The organism is Bradyrhizobium sp. BWA-3-5, assembly GCF_032917985.1.
Lineage (GTDB): Bacteria > Pseudomonadota > Alphaproteobacteria > Rhizobiales > Xanthobacteraceae > Bradyrhizobium.
The window spans coordinates 2,323,721-2,343,835 of sequence record NZ_CP136626.1; the positions used below are offsets into that span (position 1 = coordinate 2,323,721).

16 protein-coding genes are annotated in these 20,115 nt (G+C 63.7%); 10 read left to right on the plus strand and 6 right to left on the minus strand.

What is annotated here, in order from left to right:
• Positions 1-93 precede the first annotated feature (93 nt).
• The gene (gene galE / locus RX331_RS11155; RefSeq protein WP_317256611.1) at positions 94-1,107 is read right to left on the minus strand and encodes a UDP-glucose 4-epimerase GalE; all 1,014 of its coding nucleotides are present in this window, start codon (positions 1,105-1,107) and stop codon (positions 94-96) included.
• 118 nt (positions 1,108-1,225) lie between these two features.
• Here galE and RX331_RS11160 point away from each other — a divergent pair, with 118 nt between their 5' ends.
• Complete coding sequence (locus RX331_RS11160) at positions 1,226-2,284, plus strand: glycosyltransferase family 4 protein (RefSeq protein WP_317256612.1); 1,059 nt, start codon at positions 1,226-1,228, stop codon at positions 2,282-2,284.
• A gap of 25 nt (positions 2,285-2,309) precedes the next feature.
• Here RX331_RS11160 and RX331_RS11165 read toward each other — a convergent pair whose 3' ends face one another.
• The 3 genes from RX331_RS11165 to waaF all read right to left on the minus strand — a co-directional run bounded on the left by RX331_RS11165 (position 2,310) and on the right by waaF (position 5,835).
• Complete coding sequence (locus RX331_RS11165) at positions 2,310-3,293, minus strand: hypothetical protein (RefSeq protein WP_317256613.1); 984 nt, start codon at positions 3,291-3,293, stop codon at positions 2,310-2,312.
• On the minus strand, positions 3,268-4,704 hold the full coding sequence (locus RX331_RS11170) for an MBOAT family O-acyltransferase (protein ID WP_317256614.1): 1,437 nt from the start codon (positions 4,702-4,704) through the stop codon (positions 3,268-3,270). The genes RX331_RS11165 and RX331_RS11170 overlap by 26 nt, the downstream gene beginning before the upstream one ends.
• 87 nt (positions 4,705-4,791) lie before the next feature.
• Positions 4,792-5,835 carry a lipopolysaccharide heptosyltransferase II gene (gene waaF / locus RX331_RS11175; RefSeq protein ID WP_317256615.1) on the minus strand — a complete coding sequence of 348 codons (1,044 nt, stop codon included), beginning with the start codon at positions 5,833-5,835 and terminating at the stop codon, positions 4,792-4,794.
• A gap of 191 nt (positions 5,836-6,026) precedes the next feature.
• Here waaF and rfaD point away from each other — a divergent pair, with 191 nt between their 5' ends.
• The 6 genes from rfaD (at position 6,027) to RX331_RS11205 (ending at position 14,345) form a co-directional block, all read left to right on the plus strand.
• Positions 6,027-7,007, plus strand: a complete 981-nt coding sequence (gene rfaD / locus RX331_RS11180) for an ADP-glyceromanno-heptose 6-epimerase (RefSeq protein ID WP_317256616.1) — start codon at positions 6,027-6,029, stop codon at positions 7,005-7,007.
• 18 nt (positions 7,008-7,025) lie between these two features.
• Positions 7,026-8,498: a D-glycero-beta-D-manno-heptose-7-phosphate kinase gene (gene rfaE1, locus RX331_RS11185; RefSeq protein WP_317256617.1), complete on the plus strand. Its 1,473-nt coding sequence runs from the start codon at positions 7,026-7,028 to the stop codon at positions 8,496-8,498.
• 11 nt (positions 8,499-8,509) lie between these two features.
• On the plus strand, positions 8,510-9,781 hold the full coding sequence (locus RX331_RS11190; RefSeq protein WP_410708266.1) for an O-antigen ligase family protein: 1,272 nt from the start codon (positions 8,510-8,512) through the stop codon (positions 9,779-9,781).
• A gap of 44 nt (positions 9,782-9,825) precedes the next feature.
• The gene (locus RX331_RS11195) at positions 9,826-11,094 is read left to right on the plus strand and encodes an O-antigen ligase family protein (RefSeq protein ID WP_317258091.1); all 1,269 of its coding nucleotides are present in this window, start codon (positions 9,826-9,828) and stop codon (positions 11,092-11,094) included.
• A gap of 85 nt (positions 11,095-11,179) precedes the next feature.
• Positions 11,180-13,096 carry an SDR family NAD(P)-dependent oxidoreductase gene (locus RX331_RS11200; RefSeq protein ID WP_317256619.1) on the plus strand — a complete coding sequence of 639 codons (1,917 nt, stop codon included), beginning with the start codon at positions 11,180-11,182 and terminating at the stop codon, positions 13,094-13,096.
• A gap of 46 nt (positions 13,097-13,142) precedes the next feature.
• Entirely contained in the window at positions 13,143-14,345 is a 1,203-nt protein-coding gene (locus RX331_RS11205) for a glycosyltransferase family 4 protein (RefSeq protein ID WP_317256620.1), read from the plus strand.
• Here the strand turns inward: RX331_RS11205 and RX331_RS11210 are convergent.
• Complete coding sequence (locus tag RX331_RS11210; RefSeq protein WP_317256621.1) at positions 14,342-15,364, minus strand: glycosyltransferase family 4 protein; 1,023 nt, start codon at positions 15,362-15,364, stop codon at positions 14,342-14,344. The two genes, RX331_RS11205 and RX331_RS11210, sit on opposite strands and share 4 nt — an antisense overlap.
• Before the next feature lie 28 nt (positions 15,365-15,392).
• Entirely contained in the window at positions 15,393-16,352 is a 960-nt protein-coding gene (locus tag RX331_RS11215) for a lysylphosphatidylglycerol synthase transmembrane domain-containing protein (protein ID WP_317256622.1), read from the minus strand.
• Between the two features lie 175 nt (positions 16,353-16,527).
• On the opposite strand from RX331_RS11215, the gene RX331_RS11220 reads away from it, so the two are divergent.
• From RX331_RS11220 to RX331_RS11230, 3 genes are all read left to right on the plus strand, one after another.
• Positions 16,528-17,517, plus strand: coding sequence for an NAD-dependent epimerase (locus tag RX331_RS11220; protein ID WP_317256623.1), 990 nt, complete (start codon positions 16,528-16,530; stop codon positions 17,515-17,517).
• A 7-nt stretch (positions 17,518-17,524) separates the two neighbouring features.
• Positions 17,525-18,937, plus strand: a complete 1,413-nt coding sequence (locus tag RX331_RS11225; RefSeq protein ID WP_317256624.1) for a mannose-1-phosphate guanylyltransferase/mannose-6-phosphate isomerase — start codon at positions 17,525-17,527, stop codon at positions 18,935-18,937.
• 153 nt (positions 18,938-19,090) lie between these two features.
• Positions 19,091-20,107, plus strand: coding sequence for a Gfo/Idh/MocA family oxidoreductase (locus RX331_RS11230; RefSeq protein WP_317256625.1), 1,017 nt, complete (start codon positions 19,091-19,093; stop codon positions 20,105-20,107).
• Positions 20,108-20,115 lie beyond the last annotated feature (8 nt).

A 20,115-nucleotide genomic window follows, 5' to 3' on the forward strand; every position in this document is an offset into this window, starting at 1 on the left:
TTGACGGCGCCTGGATACCCGGCGCGTCAGGGCTCGTGCGATGCCTCCTTGCCTGCTAAAGCGGGGTTTTTCAAGCCAAATAAGCGCCTGATTTCAGGCCGATTCCGCCTGCTGCGGATGCCCGCCGCGCTCTGAGAACAGGCGCTTCTCCCAGGTCAGCGCGTGGCCGGCAATGGTCTCCAGATTGTCATAGTGCGGCGTCCAGTCCAGCACCGAGCGGATCCGGCTGGTATCGGCGACCATGGTCATGATGTCGCCGGGGCGGCGCGGCGCGTAGGAAACTGCGAAATTGCGCATGGAAATCCGGCGTACCGCCTCGATGGTCTCCTTGACCGAATAGCCGCGGCCGTAGCCGCAGTTCAGCGTGATCGAGCCGCCGCCGGCACGCAGGTAGGACAGCGCGGAGCGGTGGGCTTCTGCGAGATCGCTGACATGGATGAAGTCGCGGATGCAGCTTCCGTCCGGCGTCGGATAGTCCGTGCCGTAGACGTCGACCTTGGCGCGCTGGCCGGTGGCGGCTTCCACCGCGATCTTGAGCAGATGCGTCGCGCCGACGGTCGAGAGGCCGCAGCGGCCGTTCGGGTCGGCGCCGGCGACGTTGAAATAGCGCAGCACGACATACTTCATGTCATGCGCGCTGGCGACATCATGCAGCATGATCTCGGTCATCAGCTTGGAGGAGCCGTAAGGCGACATCGGCCGCGTCGGCGCATGTTCCGGCACCGGCACCTGGTCGGGATTGCCGTACACGGCTGCCGTCGACGAGAAGATGAAGCTGTTGATGCCGGCCTTCACGGCCGCATTCATCAGGCTGCGGGTGGTCATGGTGTTGTTGCGGTAATAGCCGAGCGGATCGCGCATCGAATCCGGCACCACCACGGAGCCGGCGAAATGGATGATGCTCTCGACGCGATGCTGTGCGATCACGTTCTCGACGAGGTTTTCGTCGCCGGCATCGCCGATGAACAGCGGCACAGCGCGGGGCAGCAGCGAGGAAAATCCGGTTGAAAGGTTGTCGATCACGACGACGCTTTCGCCGGCGTCGACCAGCGCATGAACCGTGTGACTTCCAATATAGCCGGCGCCACCTGTGACGAGCACGGTCATGGCACACCTCTCCCGTTTTTATTTGGGGGCGATGCTACGGGGCTCGGGGTGAAGAGGAGGTTTCGGCACAGGCCCAACTGGCCACTATGCTTAATGTTGCGTATAGGAACTGGCCGAAATGGAGCTGATAGTGCCGATCGACGACAATCTGGCCAGTGATCTGCAGCTTATCGTGCCGAATCTGCACCGGCGCTATTCCGGGGTCACCGCGACCAACCGGATGGTGGCGCCGAAACTCGCCCGGATGTACCGCGCGGCATGGCTCGGGCCGCACGCGCCTGACGGCATCGCACGGATGGGGTTTGCGGATCTGTTGAAGCTGTGGCGCCGCCGCGATCCCCTGATCTGGCACGCCCGGCGCAATGACGAGATGATCGCGGGCGTGCTGCTGCGCGCGCTCGGCTGGCGCTTGCGGCTCGTGTTCACCTCGGCGGCGCAGCGCCATCACAAGCGGCTGACGCGCTGGCTGATCCGGCAAATGGATGCCGTGATCGCCACTTCCGACCTGTCAGCGTCGTTCCTCAAGCGCGAAGCGACGGTGGTGATGCACGGCGTCGATACGGATCGCTACGCGCCGCCGGCCGACCGGGCGACAGCGTTTGCCGAGGCAAAGCTGCCGGGACGTTACGCGATCGGCTGCTTCGGGCGGGTGCGGGCGCAGAAAGGCACGGACGTCTTCGTCGAGGCGATGTGCCAGCTGTTGCCGCGCTATCCGGATTTCACCGCCGTGATCGTCGGCGCGGTCGTGCCGGAGCAGCAGGGATTTGCCAGCGGCCTGAAACAAAAGATCGAGGCGGCCGGCCTGCAATCGCGCATCGTCATCACCGGCGAGCTCGAGATCGAGGAAGTGCAGCGCTGGTATCAGCGGCTGACGATCTATGCCTTCACCTCGCGCAACGAAGGCTTTGGCCTGACGCTGATCGAAGCGATGGCCGCGGGCGCGGCGCTGGTCGCCGCGCGCGCCGGCGCCGCCGAATTCGTGGTCGAGGATGGCGTGACCGGCGTATTGATCCCGCCTGGCGATGCCGCCGCACTGGTCGCCGCACTGGAGCCCCTGATGCGCAATCTGGCATCGGCGGCCGCCATGGGCGAGCGGGCGCGGGCGCGCGTCGTGGAGAAGTTCAGCCTGGAAGCGGAAGCGAACGCGATCGCCGCGGTCTATCGCAGGCTGGACTGAGCCATCTTGCAAAGCGAGATGTTGATTACATCCCGTCGAAGCAGGCCTTGTCGACCAGCGGCCACATTGCCTTGGCATGCGCGACAGTCACGTGATCCTGATTCAGGAACCTGGTGTCGTCGAAATCGAGTGGAAGCTGCCGGAAATCAACGAGCCGTAGGCGCTCGGCGCCGGCAAACCCGCCCATCCATTGGTCGAATGCATCAAAGCGTTGTTCGGGCATGGCCTGGCTCAGCCTCGAATATTCAGCGGTGACTGGCGTTCTGAACAGGCAAACCTGTGCGCCGCGTGCCCGCAGGAAACGTATCGCAGCAACATAGTCGCGCAGGGCGTTCGAGGATTCGAAATCGCGAATCGGATTCTGTTCAGACAGCCGTGCCGTCGTCAGGACTTCGCGCTTGTCCGGCTCGATCTGTGTCCAGTTGAAGGCCTCTCCACCGGCCTCCCGCTTGCGCGACCATTCCCGCGCATATTGGCCAACCAGCGAAGCGTTGATCGAGGGCTGCTGTGCCTTTGACGGCGAGATGAAAGCGGTCAGCGATACCATGTCCGCGATCAGGAATTTGAACAGCGAGCCGGAATACAACGGCGTCGCGGACAGCAAGCGAACACCGAACAGGCTGATCGGCGGCCGCAGGTTCGCGGCGGTGAGCAGCGGCTGCCGCCCCCTGTGGTATTCGCCGACCCATTGCGGCGCGGCCTCGATGATGACCTTGCCCGGTTGCCTGTCGTCGAACAGGAAGTGCACCAGGTTGAGCAGTTCGTGCGGCTGCTGTCCGGCCAACCCAAAGAATCCGTAACCTTCGATCATCGGCGTAAAGCCGACATGCGAATCGCCAAAGACCGCATTGCGCGAACGATCCGCAGCAATCGTCCGGATGATGATGGTCTGCTCGTTGTCGAAGCGCTTGGAGGTCCTGCAATAGATCTCCAACAGGCATGCCGCGACAAGGATCGTGCCGACGAAAGCGGCAAGGCGGAGACTAAAACTGGAAGTAGATGAATGCATTTGGCTGATTCCGTGCCATTCCGATCAGAGAGGCCAGAAGGGCAATAGCCGCGGCCGAGGATGCCCAGACGGGCGGCAGCGGTATGCCCGGCGGGGCGGTCCAGTCGATCGCGTCGCGGTCGGCTGCGATGCGGAATATCCTTGGAAGGTTGGGCAGCAACAGGGCCCAGAGCGTTGCGAGGACAACCAGCCAATGGTCGGGCGGACCCGTGGTCGCAGGTATGTTGCCGGCATTGGCCACGATCGAGAGCAGCCATCGTCCCGCTGTCGCGAAGTCGGGCGATCTGAACAGCGCCCAGGCGACGAGAACGATGTTCATCGACAAGGCCCATGCGCCGAAACGAAACGCTGAGTGCTCGCCGAGGCGCTGAACGATGGGCAATTGCCTGACCCGATGGTTCGCCACCAACGCAACGCCGTGGACAAATCCCCATGCGACAAAGGTCCAGGCGGCTCCGTGCCAAAGGCCGCCGATCAGCATCACGATCAACAGATTTGCCGCCGTCCGGCGGGCGCCAAGGCGACCACCTCCGAGCGGAAAGTAGATGTAGTCCCTGAGAAACGACGACAGGGTAATATGCCAGCGCCGCCAGAACTCGATGATCGAGGTAGCCTTGTAAGGCGAGTTGAAGTTGACCGGCAGTTGAACGCCGAGCATCCATGCGATTCCCAACGCCATTTCGGAATATGCCGAGAAATCGAAATAGATCTGTCCGCTATAGGCCAGTAGCGCCGCGATCGCATCGAGCGGCCCCACAAGACCGTCCTGCAGCCGAACGATGGTTGGATCGACGACCAGAGCGAGGTTGTCCGCTATGACAACCTTCTTGAACAGGGCGAAGCAAAAGATGCACAGGCCGGTGAGGATTTGCTCCTTGCTGCGCACCCCGGCTTGCGCGAGCTGGGGCGCCATCTCGCGAAACCGTATGATCGGACCTGCGATCAGCTTCGGGAAAAAGGTTACGAAGACCAGGTAGCGCAGGAAGTCGCCCTTGTGGGCTTTCTTGGAGCGAACATCCGATAGGAATGAAATCTGCTCGAACGTGATGAACGACAACGCAAGCGGAAGGACGATGTTCGGCAGCGCGAATTGCTGACGAAAAACGATATCGAAGTTCCAGACGAGGAAGTCGGCGTATTTGAAGATGGCGAGAAGCGTGACGTTGAAGATCACGCCGAACCAGAATACCGAATGACGGGCACCTCGCTCGATGAGTGCAGCGAGATAGAAATTGACGGCGGCCGAAACGATCAGGATCAGGATGTAGTCGACGCGAAACCAGCCGTAGAACAGCAGCGAGAGCGCAAGAAGGGTTACAAGCAGCGTGCGCGGGCCGACCTGAGTAGCTACCGCAAGCGCCGCGATGGCGAGCGGCAGGAACAGAAGGAAGGTGTAACTGGAGAACAGCATTGCGCTATGGCCCGCTGGTCTTGTGTCGTCACGCCCGAGACGGACGCATCGAGGCCACGGAGATTGTTGCGGCTGCCAACTTTTGCGTCAAGGCGCGCTGCTCCCGCTCGCGCTCACCAGCAGACGATGCGCTACATCGACCACGTAAGAGGGTTCGATGTCACGCATGCAGCGATGATCGTTCATCGTGCACGTGGTGCGCTGACAGGGCTGGCAGGATAATTCGGCCTTGGTTTGAAGAATTGTGGCGGCAAGGCCGTTGAGCGGCGCCCAGAGATAGGGACTGGTCGGCCCGAAAATGCCCATGGTCGGGGTGCCGATCGCCGCCGCGATGTGCATCAGGCCGGAATCGTTGGAGATCGCGACGCCGGCCGTGGCCATCGCCAGGATACCGTTGCGCAGATCAGTGCCGGTGAGGTCACGGGCCTTGCCGCCGGTCGCGGTGATGATCTCCTGCGCCAGCGTCTTTTCGCCGGGGCCGCCGACCACCCAGACATCGATTCCGCGCTCGATCAGGAGCCGCGCGGCCTGTGGATAATACGTCCAGCGTTTCGAGGCGCCGACTGAGCCGGGGCCGAGCGCCACGGCCGGGCCCGTGCCGAGCCCGTTTTCCTGCCGCCAGCGTGCGCTCTGTTCCGGCGGCACGACAAGCTGCGGCACCGGCCACTCTGGCGGCAGCGGCGCGCCATTGGGCAGCGCCAGCGCGGCGTTCTTGTCGATGAAGCGGGGCAGGGCTTTTTCACCCCAGCGCATCCGGTTGATCAGCCCGAATCGCGCCTCGCCGAAAAAGCCGACGCGCTCGGGGATCCCGGCCAGTGCGGGTGCAATCGCCGCCTTCCAGGTGCGGGGCAGGACCAGGGCGGTTCCATAGCCGCGGCCCCGCAGTTCGGCGGCCAGACTACGCTGCCTCGCCAGCGCAAGCCGGCTGCGGGGCAGGTCGACGATGATGCCCGCCCGGACACCGGGCATGTAATCGACCAGCGGCGCACAGAGGGGGGTGACCAGGAGGTCGACCGGGCGATTCGGCCAGCGCTGCTTCAGAACCCGCACCACGGTATGGCCGCGGACGAAATCGCCAATCCACATATAGGGAACAATCAGGATCGGCCGGATATCGGCACTGTCCTCCATCTTGATCCCGTTTTGTGAATATAAATTCATATCTTGATATTCGCCGCTAACCGATTGCGGCCCCGTCGGTAACCGCTCCGCACCGGCAGGTAAAGCCATTCGATGGGCCATCGATTCGCCGAAGCGGCGAAGTTGCCTGCCGCGCGGGAGTGGGGCAAAGCTTTTACCGGACAATCATGGCAGGGGACGGCATGCTGCTGGTGACCGGGGGAGCCGGTTTTATCGGGTCGAACGTCGTGGCCGCGTTGAATGACGCCGGCCGCAGCGACGTTGTGGTCTGCGATATCCTTGGTTCTGACGGCAAGTGGCGAAACTTATCCAAGCGCCAGCTCGCCGATTTCGTGCCGCCTGCCGAGTTAATCGGATGGCTGCAAGGCCGCAGGCTCGATGCCGTCATCCATCTCGGTGCGATCTCCTCGACCACCGCGACCGACGGCGATCTTGTCATGGAAGCCAATTTCAAGACGCCGCTGCGGCTGCTCGATTGGTGCACCGCGACCGCCACGCCGCTGATCTATGCGTCCTCGGCCGCGACCTATGGCGACGGCGAGAGGGGCTTTGACGACGACGGCTCAGTCGCGGCGCTGAAGCAGCTCAGGCCAATGAATCTCTACGGCTGGAGCAAGAACCTGTTCGATTTGGCCGTCGCCGAGCGCGCCACGCGCAGCGAAAAGCTGCCGCCGCAATGCGTGGGCCTGAAATTCTTCAATGTGTTCGGCCCCAACGAGTATCACAAGGGCACGATGATGAGCGTGCTGGCGCGCCGCTTCGACGACATCAGGGACGGGCGCGTCGTGCAATTGTTCAAGTCGCATCGAGAAGGGATCGCCGACGGCGATCAGCGTCGCGACTTCATCTATGTCGACGACGTCGTGCGTGTCGTGATGTGGCTGCTCGCCACGCCATCGGTCAGCGGTCTCTTCAATGTCGGCACCGGCAAGGCACGCAGCTTCAAGGACCTGATCCTGTCGGCTTACACGGCGCTCGGCCTGCCGCCGAACATCGAATATGTCGATATGCCCGAGCAGATCCGCGGAGCCTACCAATATTTCACCGAGAGCAAGGTCGAGCGGCTCCGGCAGGCAGGCTATAATGGCGGCTTTACCGCGCTCGAAGACGCGGTCGAGACCTATGTGAAGAATTTCCTCAATCGCAGCGATCGCTTTCGCTGACGGGCAACGGTTAGACAGATGTTCGATTTCGAGGCCCTCAGCCAGGCGATTGCCCGTCAGACCGTGCTCTGCGTCGGCGATCTCATGCTCGACGAGTTCGTCTATGGCGAGGTGTCGCGGGTTTCGCCGGAAGCGCCGGCGCCTGTCATCGCCGTCCAGCGCAGCGAGAGCAATGTCGGCGGCGCCGGCAACGTCGCGCGCAACATCGCTTCCCTCGGCGGGCGCTGCATCTTTGCCGGCCTGGTCGGTGAGGACGAGGCGGGCGCGAAGCTGAAGAGCGATCTGGCACGGGAGAAGCTGATCGAGGCGGTGCTGGTGTCGGATGCCTCCCGCCCGACAACGCGCAAGGTGCGCTTCGTCTCCGAGCATTTTTCCACCCACATGCTGCGCGCGGACTGGGAGCTGGCGGCGCCGGCATCGCCCGAGACGGAGCAGAGGCTGATCGACGCCGTCCTGCCGCTTCTGGCACGCGCCGACATCGTGCTGCTGTCCGACTACGCCAAGGGCGTGCTAACGGCGCGCGTCATCCGCAATATCATCGACGCCGCCAAAAAGCTCGGCAAGCGCGTGATCGTCGATCCCAAGAGCGCCAATTTCGCGATCTATCGCGGCGCCACGCTGCTCACCCCGAACCGCAAGGAGTTTGCCGAGGCTACTCGAAGCCGTGCCGACACCGACCAGAACATCGCCGGTGCGGCGCAGGACGCCATGTACCTTGCAGATTGCGAGGCCATGCTGGTGACGCAGAGCGAGCACGGCATGACGCTGGTTAAGCGTGGCGGCGAGGCGATCCACGTGCCGGCGCTGCCGGTCAAGGTGCGCGACGTCTCGGGCGCCGGCGATACGGTTGCAGCAGCGCTGGCGCTGTCGCTGGCGGCCAATGCCGATTGGGAGACCGCGCTGCGGATGGCGAACGCGGCCGCGGCCGTCGCGGTCGGCAAGAAGGGCACCGCGACCGTGACGCGAGCGGAGCTGCGGCGCAAAATCCTGCCGCATGCCTCGCTCGCGGCCGAAGAGAAGATCGTAACTCTGGGCGGCGATCTCGATGCGCATCTTTCCGATTGGCGCAAGCAGGGATTGCGCATCGGCTTCACCAATGGCTGCTTCGACATTCTGCATCCCGGTCACGTCAAGGTGCTGACGGCGGCGCGCGGCGCGTGCGATCGCCTGATCGTCGGGCTCAATAGCGACGGCTCGGTGAAGCGCTTGAAGGGCGAGGGGCGCCCGGTTCAGGATGAGGGCGCGCGCGCCGAAGTGCTGGCGGCGCTGGAGGCGGTCGATCTGGTCGCGATCTTCGAGGAAGACACGCCGATCGAGCTGATCAAAAAGGTGAGGCCGAGCGTGCTGGTCAAGGGCGGCGACTACACCCGCGAGCAGGTCGTCGGGCACGAGATCGTCGAGGCTGCTGGCGGCGAGGTCATGCTGGTCGATATTCTGCCCGGCCACAGCACGACGTCGCTGGTGGGCCGCGCGCGGGGAGGCAAGGCGTGAGCGTGAATGCGATGCCAATGCCCCGGCCGGGACTTCGGCGCTATTGGCGCGACCGTGCGATTTGGACGACCGTCGCCGATGTCTTTGCGATCCTGGTTGCGCTCACACTGCCGTGGTCGACGACCCTGCCAAGTATCTTCGTGCCCTGCTGGCTCGGCGCCGTGGCGTGGGTGACGGACTGGCGGGCGTTCTGGCGGTTGCTGCGACAGCCGATCTGCTACCTGCCGCTTGCGTTTGCCGCTCTCGCTGCTGTCGGCACGCTGTGGTCGGAGGCGGCGTGGGGCGCGCGGCTTTGGTCCGTCGGCCCTCTGCTGAAGCTGCTGGTGCTGCCCGGCCTGTTCTACCATTTCTCTCGATCGAAACGCGGAATGTGGGTGTTCATCGCGTTCCTGGTTTCGTGCACCTTGCTGATGGTGGTGTCCTGGATCGTCCTGATCGATCCCAATCTTTCGCTGAAGCCGGTCGCCGAGCGGGCGCCCGGCATCTTCGTCAAGAACTATATCGATCAGAGCCAGGAATTCGCGCTGTGCGCGGTGGCGCTGGCCTATCCGATCATCCGCTCGATACAGGCGAACCGGCTGTGGCGGGCGGTCCTTCTGGTTGCCGTGTCGCTCGGCTTTCTCGTCAACATGTCATTTGTGATCGTTTCGCGCACCGCGATGGTCACGATTCCGGTGATGATCGCGGTGTTCGCGCTGCTTCACCTGAAATGGCGAACCAGCCTGATCATCGCTTGCGGATTGGTCGCTCTCACAGGACTAGCTTTTCTCGTCTCGGCGCAACTGCAGCAGAGGGCGGCTTCCATCGTCAGCGAGTATCGGATCTACAAGCAGCAGAACGCGGCCTCGTCCGTGGGGCTAAGGCTGGAATACTGGCGGAAGTCGCTCCAATTTATCGCCGCTGCGCCGATCATTGGCAACGGCACGGGCTCGACGCTCGGCCTATTCCAGAAGGCCGCGAGCGGGGAGAGCCAGGACGTAACGGCCCAGGTCATCCGCAACCCCCATAACCAGACACTTGCGGTTGCTGTTCAGTGGGGCATCGCCGGAGTAGTCCTGCTGTATGCGATGTGGTTCGTGCATCTGCGGCTGTTTCGCGGCGAGGGTCTCGTGGCCTGGATCGGATTGCTCGTTGTGGTGCAGAACATCTTCACCTCGCTCTTCAACTCGCACATTTTCGACTTCCACGAAGGATGGATGTACGTGCTGGGCGTCGGTATTGCCGGCGGCATGATACTTGCGGAAAGGCGGGGCGGTCCGAGCGCAGAGTGGGCGGGACCGTGATGGGCGCGGACTACCAGCGCCGCGAGATCAACTCGGTCGGCGAGATGTTGTCGGTCATGGCCTCGGCCCGACATGACCCGTTCGCGCGCATGCTGAACGTCGATCTCATGGCGGTGCTGGTCACAGCGCTGCTGCCGTGGTCGACCAGCGGCGTCGGCATCGGCATGCTGGTGTGGCTCGCCGCGCTGACCGCGACGCTGGAACTGCGCCCGTTCCTGAATTCATTGCTGCGGCCGATCAATGTTCTGCCGATCGCACTGGTGGCGCTCGCCGCGATCGGTATGCTGTGGTCCGACGCATCCTGGGGCGCGCGCCTCTACGCCGTCAGTCCTGCGACAAAACTGCTTTTTCTGCCGTTCCTGCTCTATCACTTCGAGCGATCGACGCGGGGCTTGTGGGTATTCATCGCATTCCTGGCATCCTGCACGCTGATGACGGTCGCCTCCTGGATCGTCGCGATCGAACCCAGCCTTTCGCTGAAGGGGACCGGCGATCCGGCCACATACGGCATCTTCACCAAGAACTATATCGACCAGAGCCAGGAATTCGTGTTGTGCACGGTCGTGCTGGCACTACCCATCATCATTTCGCTCCGCGACGGCAAGATCCGTCTGGCGCTGCTGCTCACGGCTGTCGCGACCAACTTCATCGTCAACATGGCATTCGTCGTCGTGTCGCGCACCGCGCTGGTCACGCTGCCCGTCATGCTGGCCGTGTTCGCGATGGCGCATCTGAGATGGAAGACCAACGTGCTTCTGTCCGTCGCCGCCGTCGCGCTCGGCGCGCTGGCCTGGACGGTATCGCCGCATTTGCAGAAGACGACGGACAGGTTCACGCGGGACTACCGGCTCTACAAGGAACTCAACGAGCCGACATCGATCGGGCTGCGGCTCGAATTCTGGGAGAAGTCGTTGCGGTTCTTCGCGGAAGCGCCGATCATCGGACATGGCACGGGATCGACGCGAGGGTTGTTCGAGGCGGCCGCGACCGGGCCTGCGGGATCGGCACAGGGCCAGGTGATCGGGAACCCGCATAACCAGACCCTCAACGTCGCGGTGCAGTGGGGCATGGTCGGGGTCATCATCCTCTATACGATGTGGTTTGCGCATTTCTCGCTGTTTCGCGGCGAGGGGCTGGCGGCCTGGATTGGATTGATGGTGGTACTGCAGAACATCTTCAGTTCGCTGTTCAACTCGCATCTGTTCGATTTTCATGAAGGCTGGATGTATGTGCTGGGCGTCGGGGTGGCCGGCGGCATGGTGCTGCGCGGTGCAGCCCGGCACACTGATTCTTCAGGTACGGCCGCGCCATGATCGCTGGCATGCACGGCGCAGATAAGATATCAGCGAACGAGCTACGCTCTGCGAATCTTCCTCGTTTCCGCGGCCGGCCATTCGAATGACGCCTGTTTCGCAACTGACCCGTCGCAACTACATGATCGCCGCGCATGACGCGCTGGCGGTGGCTATTGCGCTGCTCGCGAGCTTCTACCTGAGATTCGATGGCGGCGACGCGTTCTACGCCCGCCTGCCGCTGCTGCTGCGCATCCTGCCGCTGTTCGTCGCCTTCAGCGTGGTGATCTGTTACGTCTTCAACCTGACGACGACAAAATGGCGGTTCATCTCGCTTCCCGATGCGCTGAATATATTGCGGGTCGCGACCGTGCTGGCGGTGGCGCTGATCGTGCTGGACTACGCCTTCATTTTCGCGGCAGCGAACGGCAAGTCGCCGGTGCTGTTCGGCCGCATCACCATCGTTCTCTACTGGTTCCTCCAGGTGTTCACGCTGAGCGCGCTCCGCTTCGGCTACCGTTATTTTCGCTATACCCGCATTCGGCGTCATGCCCAGACCGATGGCGCCTCCGCGACGCTGCTGATCGGGCGCGCCGCCGATGCGGAGGTGCTGATCCGCGCGATCGAGAGCGGTGCCGTCAAGCAGCTTTGGCCGGTCGGCGTATTGTCGCCGTCGGCCGCGGATCGCGGACAGTCGATACGCAACGTTCCGGTGCTGGGCGGGCTCGATGACCTCGAGGATGTCGTTCGCGATTATGCCGGCCGCGGAAAACCGATCTCGCGCGTCGTCATGACGCCGTCGGCGTTCGAGCCCGAGGCCCATCCCGAGGCGGTGCTGATACGGGCCAAGCGGCTCGGCCTTTTGGTCAGCCGCCTGCCGTCGCTCGAAAGCGGCGACGTCCCGCGGCTGACCAACGTTGCCGTCGAAGACCTGCTGCTGCGGCCGAGCCACAAGATCGACTACGCGCGGCTTGAAGCGCTGGTGAAAGGCAAGGCGGTGATCGTCACCGGCGGCGGCGGCTCGATCGGTTCGGAGATCTGCGACCGGGTCATGACCTTCGGAGCCGCGCGTCTACTCGTGCTCGAGCACTCGGAGCCGGCGCTTTACGCCATCACCGAGAGGCTGACGGAGCATGCCACCGGTGCCACGATCGAGGGGCGCATTGCCGATATCCGTGATCGCGAGCGGATCATGAATCTGATGAAGGAGTTCAAGCCCGACATCGTGTTCCATGCCGCGGCGCTGAAGCACGTGCCAATCCTCGAGCGCGACTGGAGCGAAGGCGTCAAGACCAACATCTTCGGCTCCGTCAACGTCGCCGATGCCGCGCGGGCGGCCGGCGCCGAAGCCATGGTGATGATCTCCACCGACAAGGCGATCGAGCCGGTCTCGATGCTCGGCCTCACCAAACGGTTTGCCGAAATGTATTGCCAGGCGCTCGACCACGACCTGATGGTGCAATCGGCCGGCAAGCCGCATATGCGCCTGATCTCTGTGCGGTTCGGCAATGTGCTGGCCTCGAACGGATCGGTGGTGCCGAAGTTCAAGGCGCAGATCGAGGCCGGCGGTCCCTTGACCGTGACGCATCCGGACATGGTGCGCTACTTCATGACGATCCGCGAAGCCTGCGACCTCGTGCTGACGGCGGCGACGCATGCGCTGACGCCGGCGCGGCCCGATGTCTCGGTCTACGTCCTCAACATGGGACAGCCGGTCAAGATCGTGGAAATGGCCGAGCGCATGATCCGCCTGTCCGGCCTGGAGCCCGGCATCGACATCCAGATCGTGTTTACCGGGATACGCCCCGGCGAGCGGCTGAACGAAATCCTGTTCGCAACCGAAGAGCCGCCGAAGGAGATCGGCGTCGCCGGCATCATGGCGGCCAAGCCGAACGAGCCGCCGATGCAGACCTTGCGCAAATGGCTCGCGGCGCTGGAAGAGGCGATTGCGCGGGACGACCGTTCCACCATCGGCGCGGTGCTCAAGGACGCCGTACCTGAATTCGGATCGCACGCCGCCTGATCTTGTTCCGGTCTCCGCGCGGCAGCGGGCCGCTTCGAAAGCCATCATGCAGAAACCCGGCAAGGTCGTCGTTGTCAGTCAGCACTATCCGCCGGATCCGAGCACGACGGCTGCGATCGTGGCGGCGATTTCGGAGCGTGTCGCGCATGAGGCCGATGTCCTGGTGCTGTCGGGCACGGCAGGCTCCGCCGCCACGCCATCCGCCGGCAAGCCCGAAGTCGTCGAGATCAGGAACTGGATGCCGGGCAAGGCCGCACTGCTCAAGCGTGCGCTGGCAGAACTTCTGTTCACGGCGCGGACGTTCGTTGCGATGCTGACGCGGCTGCGGCGCGGCGACGTCACGCTCACCGTTCCGGCGCCGTTCATGCTGCCCTACGCCTTCGCCCTTGCTGCAAAGCTAAAGCGCGCGCGATCGGTGCTGATCATGCACGATCTCTATCCCGATGTGCTCGTCATGGCGGGTCTTCTGAAGCCGGGCTCTTGGCTGGCGAAGGCCATGCATGCGCTGAACGGACCGATGTTTCGCGCGCTCGATGCCGTCGTCATCATCGGCCGCGACACTGAAAAGCTGCTGCTGCGCTACCGCGGCATGAGCCGCGACAAAATCCGGTTCATCCCGAACTGGGCGACGCTTGCACCCGGCGTTCGCCCCCTCGCGCCGGACAATCCATATCGCAGCCCGCTTGCCGCCCGTTATGTGGTTGGGCTATCCGGCAATCTCGGCTTTACCCACGATCCCGTCATTGTGTTCGAGGCGGCACGTCTGTTGCGCGACAGCAGCGATATTCACTTCCTGCTGTCGGGCTGGGGCGTAGGCTTCGAGCAGTTGAAGGGCATGCAGGCCGAAGCGAAGCTTCCCAACGTTACCCTGGTCGACCGCATCGCGGACGAGAAACTGGAGACGTTTTTGTCGGCTGCCAACGTCTGGATCATCCCGTACCGCAAGAACGTCGCCGGCGTATCGGTGCCGAGCCGGTTCTATAATCTGCTAGCGATCGGTCGTCCGGTGATCCTGGTCTCCGAAGCGGATGCCGAAGCGGCGTTGACAGTAACCGAACACGATGTCGGCTGGATCGTGACGCCGGGCAGGCCGGATGAGCTGGCCGAGACAGTGCGCCGCGCCGCAACGTCGCAAGACCCGGGAAGGGCCGAACGCGCGACCGAGATATCCAGGCGCTTCGATTTCACTGCGGCCATGGCCGGCTACTCTGATCTGATCCGGGAACTTGCGCAGGAGAAGTCGGACTAACCGAGGGATGGCCGCACACGCGAAAAGCGATGCAACAGGAAGGCGGTCGCGGCGGCGCCGATGACGAACAGCAGGACCGCTATCGGGGTCGACGAGGTCATGACCGAACCGGTCGCCAGCGCGGCGAGCAGGACGTTGAGCGCGAACACCTCGCTCACGACGCGCGATACCGAAAATCCGTTTTCGGTGGCACGCTGGTAGAAATGGCTGCGATGCCCTTCCCAGAACGGCTCGCGCCTGGCGACGCGCCGAAGCAGCGTGACGGTGGCGTCGGCGAGATAATACAACGGCAACAACAGCGCGGCGGTCACCTGGTGGTGCCAGACGAGCTGCAGCAGGCACCAGCCGACGAGCAGGCCGATCGGCAGGCTGCCGACGTCGCCGAGAAATATCCTCGCCACCGGCTTGTTGAAAGGCGCGAAGCCGAGCATCGCCCCGAACAGCGCCGCGGCCACGACGGTCGTCGATGCCGGCAGCTCGCTAAGCCAGCCGAGCAGAACCAGCGCCCCGGTGACCGGCACGATCTCGGCGACCGTCATCAGGTCGAGCCCGTCCATGAAGTTGACGAGGTTCACGAACCACAGGCCCGCGAGAAACAGCAACCCGCGTTCGAGCCAGAACGGGCAGCCGGCGACGAGCCTGAGATTATCCGGCGCGGCAAGGATCACCGCTGCAACCGCCGCGCCCTGCAGCGACAGCCGCGGCACCACTGGGATGGAATAAATGTCATCGGCAAAGCCGACGGCCGCGATGAATAGCGTGGCGCCAAACACGGCGAGCGGGATTCTCATTTCTACCGCGCCGGCAAAAGCGATCACCGCGGCGGCCGCGACCAGCGTGGCTGCGATCACCGCGATGCCCGCGCCCTGCGGCGTCGGCACCCGATGGGAAGAGCGCGCGTTCGGCTTGGCCAGCGCTATCCGCAATAGCAGCGGGCGGAGCGCCCATGTCAGCACTCCCGACAACAGCGCCGCCGGTACTGCGGCAGCAAGCGACAGCAGTGGTTGCGAATTGGCCATTCTATCCGCGCGGAACGTTACTCGAAGATTACTTGGGAACCTCGATCGGCGTCGCACCCTGCGCGGCCTTTTCGGCGCTCAATATCCAGACCAGCCCGCCGACCAGGCCGACGATAAAGGACACTGCGCCATAGAGCAGCGAGATATTGACTCCCTCATTGGCCATCAGCCCGGCATAGCCGAACGCCAGCCCCATGGTCGCCTCGCGGACGCCCCAGCCGGCAATCGAGATCGGCAGCATGGTGATCAGCATGACGGGCGGGACGAGCTGGAAAATCTGGCCGAACATCACCGGCGCGTCGATCGACTGCACCACGCACCAGGCGATGACGACGGCGAGCACATGCACCAACAGCGACAGAACCGCGACCTTCGGCCCGTGGACGCGACCGAACAGCACGCGGTTGGCGATCACCGAGCAGGCGTGGATGTGATGGGTGCCCCACCAGTGCTTCAGCCACGGCCATTTGAGCCAGCCGAGCAGCAGAAAGCCGAGGCCGCCGGCGAGCGCGGCGAAATCGACCAATAGCAGCGCCGACCTGCCGTTCGGATCGGTGATCAGGCGATAGCTCCAGGGCAGGCTCGCGACGATGACGACCGCGAGCGCGATCAGGCCGATGGCGCGGTCGACGAAGATCGAATAGGTGGCGGCCCGCCAGCCGGCGCCATTGCGCGCGACCAGCCACAGCCGCACCGCGTCACCGCCGATCGAGGACGGCAGCGTCTGGTTGAAGAAGGTTCCGATGACGTTGAAGCGCATCGCCTGCCGGGTCGGCAGCGGCGCACCGCATTCGGCGCTGATCTCGCGCCAGCGCAACACGCCGATGAAGATCTGCAGGAACGTGACGGCGATCGCAAGGCCGATCCACCCCAGGCTCGACACGTCGATGCGGGCGACGAGCGCGGCCAGATCGACTTTGCGCAGGGAAAAATACAGGAGGGCCGCCGAGACCAGTATCTTCAATGAGGAAAGCAGGATTCGGCGCATCTTGCCCGTGCCGGGTTGTGGAGGAGGGTGCAAAAAGCGATGCAATTCGGCGCCTTGGTATGGTTTTCGAGCCGTTCTGGCAATAGCGGGGCTGGTAGGTGTTGCGGGCACCGCGACAACACGGGTAAAGAGACGCGAACCGGAAGGGGCCGCCGGTACCACGTTCGGGAAGATGATGTCGGATCAGGCAATATTGGTCACGGGAGCGGCGGGTTTCATCGGCTTTCATGTCGCTCGCCGGCTGCTGGCCGAAGGCCGCGCCGTGATCGGGCTCGACAATCTCAATTCCTATTACGATCCGGCGCTGAAACGCGCGCGGCTAGACATTTTGCGCGCCGAGCAGGGTTTCGCGTTCGAACAAATCGATCTCGCCGATCGCCTGTCAGTGGAACGTCTGTTCGAAAAACACCGTTTTGCGCGGGTGGTGCACCTCGCGGCGCAGGCCGGCGTGCGCTATTCGATCGATCATCCGCATGCCTATGTCGACGCCAATCTTGCGGGCTTCGTCAACGTGCTGGAAGGGTGCCGGCATCATGGCTGCGGCCATCTGGTCTATGCCTCGTCCTCGTCGGTCTATGGCGCCAACACCAAGCAGCCGTTTTCGGTCGATGACAGGACCGACCATCCAATCAGCCTCTATGCCGCGACCAAGAAAGCCAACGAGCTGATCGCCCATTCCTACAGCCACCTCTACCGGCTTCCGCTGACGGGCCTGCGGTTCTTTACCATCTATGGCCCCTGGGGGCGGCCGGATATGGCGTATTTCATCTTTACCAAGGCGATCATGGAGGGCACCCCGATCCGGCTGTTTAACCATGGCCGGATGCGGCGCGACTTTACCTATATCGGAGATGCGGCCCGTGCCGTCGTGCAATTAGTCGAGCAGCCCCCGCGCGATGGCGGCGAGGGCGCCGGGCCGCCTGCGAAAATTTACAATGTTGGCAATAATCATCCGGAAGAGCTGACGCATGTGGTAGCGGTTCTGGAGCGGGAGCTGGGTCGCGCGGCGGTCACCGAAATGCTGCCGATGCAGCCTGGCGACGTGACCGAGACTTTCGCCGATGTCGCGGAACTGATGCGCGACACCGGTTTCAGGCCGCAGACTTCGATCGAGGACGGGCTCCGCGAGTTTGTCGCCTGGTATCGCGACTACCACAGGATTTGAGGCGCTGATGAATCGACGAATTATTCCCCTGATCATGTGCGGCGGCGCCGGAACGCGGCTCTGGCCGGCCTCGCGCGAGGTCCACCCGAAGCAGTTCATTTCGCTGTTCGGCGCGCGATCGACGTTCCAGGACACGCTGCTGCGGGTTTCGGATACGACGCTGTTCGAGCGGCCCGTCATCATCACCAACAATGCCTATCGTTTCATGGTGCTCGAACAGCTCGCAGAGATCGGGCTCGAGGCTGACGTGCTGCTGGAGCCGATGCGGCGCGACTCCGGCCCGGCGATCGCGGCCGGTGCGGCGTTTGCGGAAGGCCGCGACAAGGACGCGATCGTGCTGGCGCTCGCCGCCGATCATGTGGTTCGCGACACGCCCGCCTTCCTTGCCGCCTGCCGCGAGGGACTGGCGGCGGCGGAAGCGGGCCACATCGTGACGTTCGGCGTAGAGCCTGAACGCGCCGCCACCGAATATGGCTACATCAATCCCGGCGAGGTGATTTCCGGCCAGGTCCGCGCGGTGGCGAAGTTCGTCGAGAAACCCGACTCAGTGACCGCGGCTGACTACGTCAAGTCGGGCTATCTCTGGAACAGCGGCAACTTCATGTTCCGCGCCGCGGTGCTGTTGGACGAGTATCGCAACGTCGATGCGGACAGCGTCGCGGCCGTCACCGATGCGGTTGCGAAAGCCGGCACTGATCTCGGCTTCGTCAAGCTCGACGAGGCCGCGTTCGGATCGGCGAAGGCGATCTCGATCGATTATGCGGTAATGGAGAAGACCTCGCGCGCCGCCGTCGTGCCGGTTGCGTGCGGCTGGTCCGATGTCGGCTCCTGGCACGCGGTGTGGGAATTGTCCGCCAAGGACGGCGAGGGCAACGCAGCGCGCGGCGCCGCTGTGTTCGAGGATTCCCGCAACTGCAACGTTGCGACCGACCGCGCGCTGGTCGCGCTCGAAGGCGTCGACGATCTCGTGGTGGTCGCAACCCAAGACGCTGTGCTGGTCTCGCGGCAAAAGGATGCCAACGGATTGAAGCGGCTGGTCGCAAAGCTGAAGACGGTCGCGCCGCAGGTGACCGAAGATCACATCAAAGTGCACCGGCCCTGGGGCTCCTATCAGTCGGTCGACAATGGCGACCGCCACCAGGTCAAGCGCATCATCGTCAAGCCGGGCGGGCGGCTGTCGCTGCAGAAGCACCACCACCGCGCCGAGCACTGGATCGTGGTGCGCGGCACCGCGCAGGTGACGGTCAACGAACTCGTCAAGACCGTGCACGAGAACGAATCGATCTACATCCCGATCGGCGCGGTGCACCGGCTGGAGAATCCCGGCAAGATCCAGCTCGAATTGATCGAGGTCCAGACCGGCAGTTATTTCGGCGAGGACGACATCATCCGCATCGAGGACGACTATCGGCGCAGTTGAGCCAAGCCGTAGTTCTACCGACTTGGCAGTTGTAACCGTTTGAATCAAAACGTGTCCGAAAACCGCCGATCGCGTTCGCCACGTCTGTAACCGGCATGCTAGAGAACCGCCGGGGAAAGTTCCGGCGCAGAATCTGCTTGGGGTCTACACATCATGAGTTCCAGAGAGTCCGCATCTGATGCGAAGGCCGATGCGAAACGCGCACTTCGTGTTGGCGTGGTCGGAGCGGGCGTCATGGGCAGCAACCACGCCCGCGTGCTGGCCGGCCTGCCCGGGGTGACGCTGGTCGGCATCGTCGATCCGTTGCCGGAGCATCGCGCTCGCGCCACCGCATTCGCCGGCTGCCGTGCTTTCACCGATCTCGACGAGCTGCTCGACGAAGGCGTCGATGCCATCACCATCGCGGCGCCGACCCATCTGCATCACAAGATTGCGCTCGCCTGCATCACCCGCAACATCCATATCCTGGTCGAGAAGCCGGTCGCTTCGACGGTCGAGGAGGGGCAGGACATCGTCAATGCCGCGCGCAGCGCCGGCGTGACGCTGATGGTGGGCCATGTCGAACGCTTCAATCCGGCGGTTGCCGCGATCAAGCAGGCGATCTCGGGCGAGGACATTCTTTCGATCGGCATCACCCGCGTCGGGCCGTTTCCGCCGCGGATGTCCAATGTCGGCGTCGTGATCGATCTTGCCGTGCACGACATCGACCTGATCCGCTGGTTCACCGAGTCCGATATCGTCGAGGTGCAGCCGCAGCTCTCCAGCGCCGTCGCCGAGCGCGAGGACATCGCGCTATTGCAGTTCCGCACCGCCTCCGGCGTGCTCGCCCACATCAACACCAACTGGCTGACGCCGTTCAAGGCACGCAGCGTCACGGTCGCGACGCGCGGCAAATATGTGATGGGCGATCTTCTGACGCGCCAGGTCACCGAATGCTTCGGCTTCAAGCCCGACGGCAGCTATTCGATGCGTCATCTGCCGGTCGGCCATGACGAGCCGCTGCGCGCCGAATTGATCGCGTTCCTCGATGCCGTGCGCTCCGGCAGCGTGCCGGCCGTTTCGGGCGACGAGGGCGTCGCCAGTCTCGAAATCGCGATCCGCTGCCTTGAGCAGCCTGCCAAGCCCGCGGCTTCCGCCGCGCGCAAGGGACCGCGCCGCATCGCCGGCTGAATTTCTTG

Excerpts from the sequence above, each read along its gene's own strand:
- RX331_RS11190 (WP_410708266.1), top strand. The coding sequence starts at position 8,510 with ATGCCAATGCCCCGGCCGGGACTTCGGCGCTATTGGCGCGACCGTGCG.
- RX331_RS11210 (WP_317256621.1), bottom strand. The coding sequence starts at position 15,364 with ATGGCCAATTCGCAACCACTGCTGTCGCTTGCTGCCGCAGTACCGGCG.
- RX331_RS11205 (WP_317256620.1), top strand. The coding sequence starts at position 13,143 with ATGCAGAAACCCGGCAAGGTCGTCGTTGTCAGTCAGCACTATCCGCCG.
- rfaE1 (WP_317256617.1), top strand. The coding sequence starts at position 7,026 with ATGTTCGATTTCGAGGCCCTCAGCCAGGCGATTGCCCGTCAGACCGTG.
- galE (WP_317256611.1), bottom strand. The coding sequence starts at position 1,107 with ATGACCGTGCTCGTCACAGGTGGCGCCGGCTATATTGGAAGTCACACG.
- RX331_RS11215 (WP_317256622.1), bottom strand. The coding sequence starts at position 16,352 with ATGCGCCGAATCCTGCTTTCCTCATTGAAGATACTGGTCTCGGCGGCC.
- rfaD (WP_317256616.1), top strand. The coding sequence starts at position 6,027 with ATGCTGCTGGTGACCGGGGGAGCCGGTTTTATCGGGTCGAACGTCGTG.
- RX331_RS11160 (WP_317256612.1), top strand. The coding sequence starts at position 1,226 with ATGGAGCTGATAGTGCCGATCGACGACAATCTGGCCAGTGATCTGCAG.
- RX331_RS11170 (WP_317256614.1), bottom strand. The coding sequence starts at position 4,704 with ATGCTGTTCTCCAGTTACACCTTCCTTCTGTTCCTGCCGCTCGCCATC.
- RX331_RS11220 (WP_317256623.1), top strand. The coding sequence starts at position 16,528 with ATGTCGGATCAGGCAATATTGGTCACGGGAGCGGCGGGTTTCATCGGC.
- RX331_RS11165 (WP_317256613.1), bottom strand. The coding sequence starts at position 3,293 with ATGCATTCATCTACTTCCAGTTTTAGTCTCCGCCTTGCCGCTTTCGTC.
- waaF (WP_317256615.1), bottom strand. The coding sequence starts at position 5,835 with ATGGAGGACAGTGCCGATATCCGGCCGATCCTGATTGTTCCCTATATG.
- RX331_RS11200 (WP_317256619.1), top strand. The coding sequence starts at position 11,180 with ATGACGCCTGTTTCGCAACTGACCCGTCGCAACTACATGATCGCCGCG.
- RX331_RS11230 (WP_317256625.1), top strand. The coding sequence starts at position 19,091 with ATGAGTTCCAGAGAGTCCGCATCTGATGCGAAGGCCGATGCGAAACGC.
- RX331_RS11225 (WP_317256624.1), top strand. The coding sequence starts at position 17,525 with ATGAATCGACGAATTATTCCCCTGATCATGTGCGGCGGCGCCGGAACG.
- RX331_RS11195 (WP_317258091.1), top strand. The coding sequence starts at position 9,826 with ATGTTGTCGGTCATGGCCTCGGCCCGACATGACCCGTTCGCGCGCATG.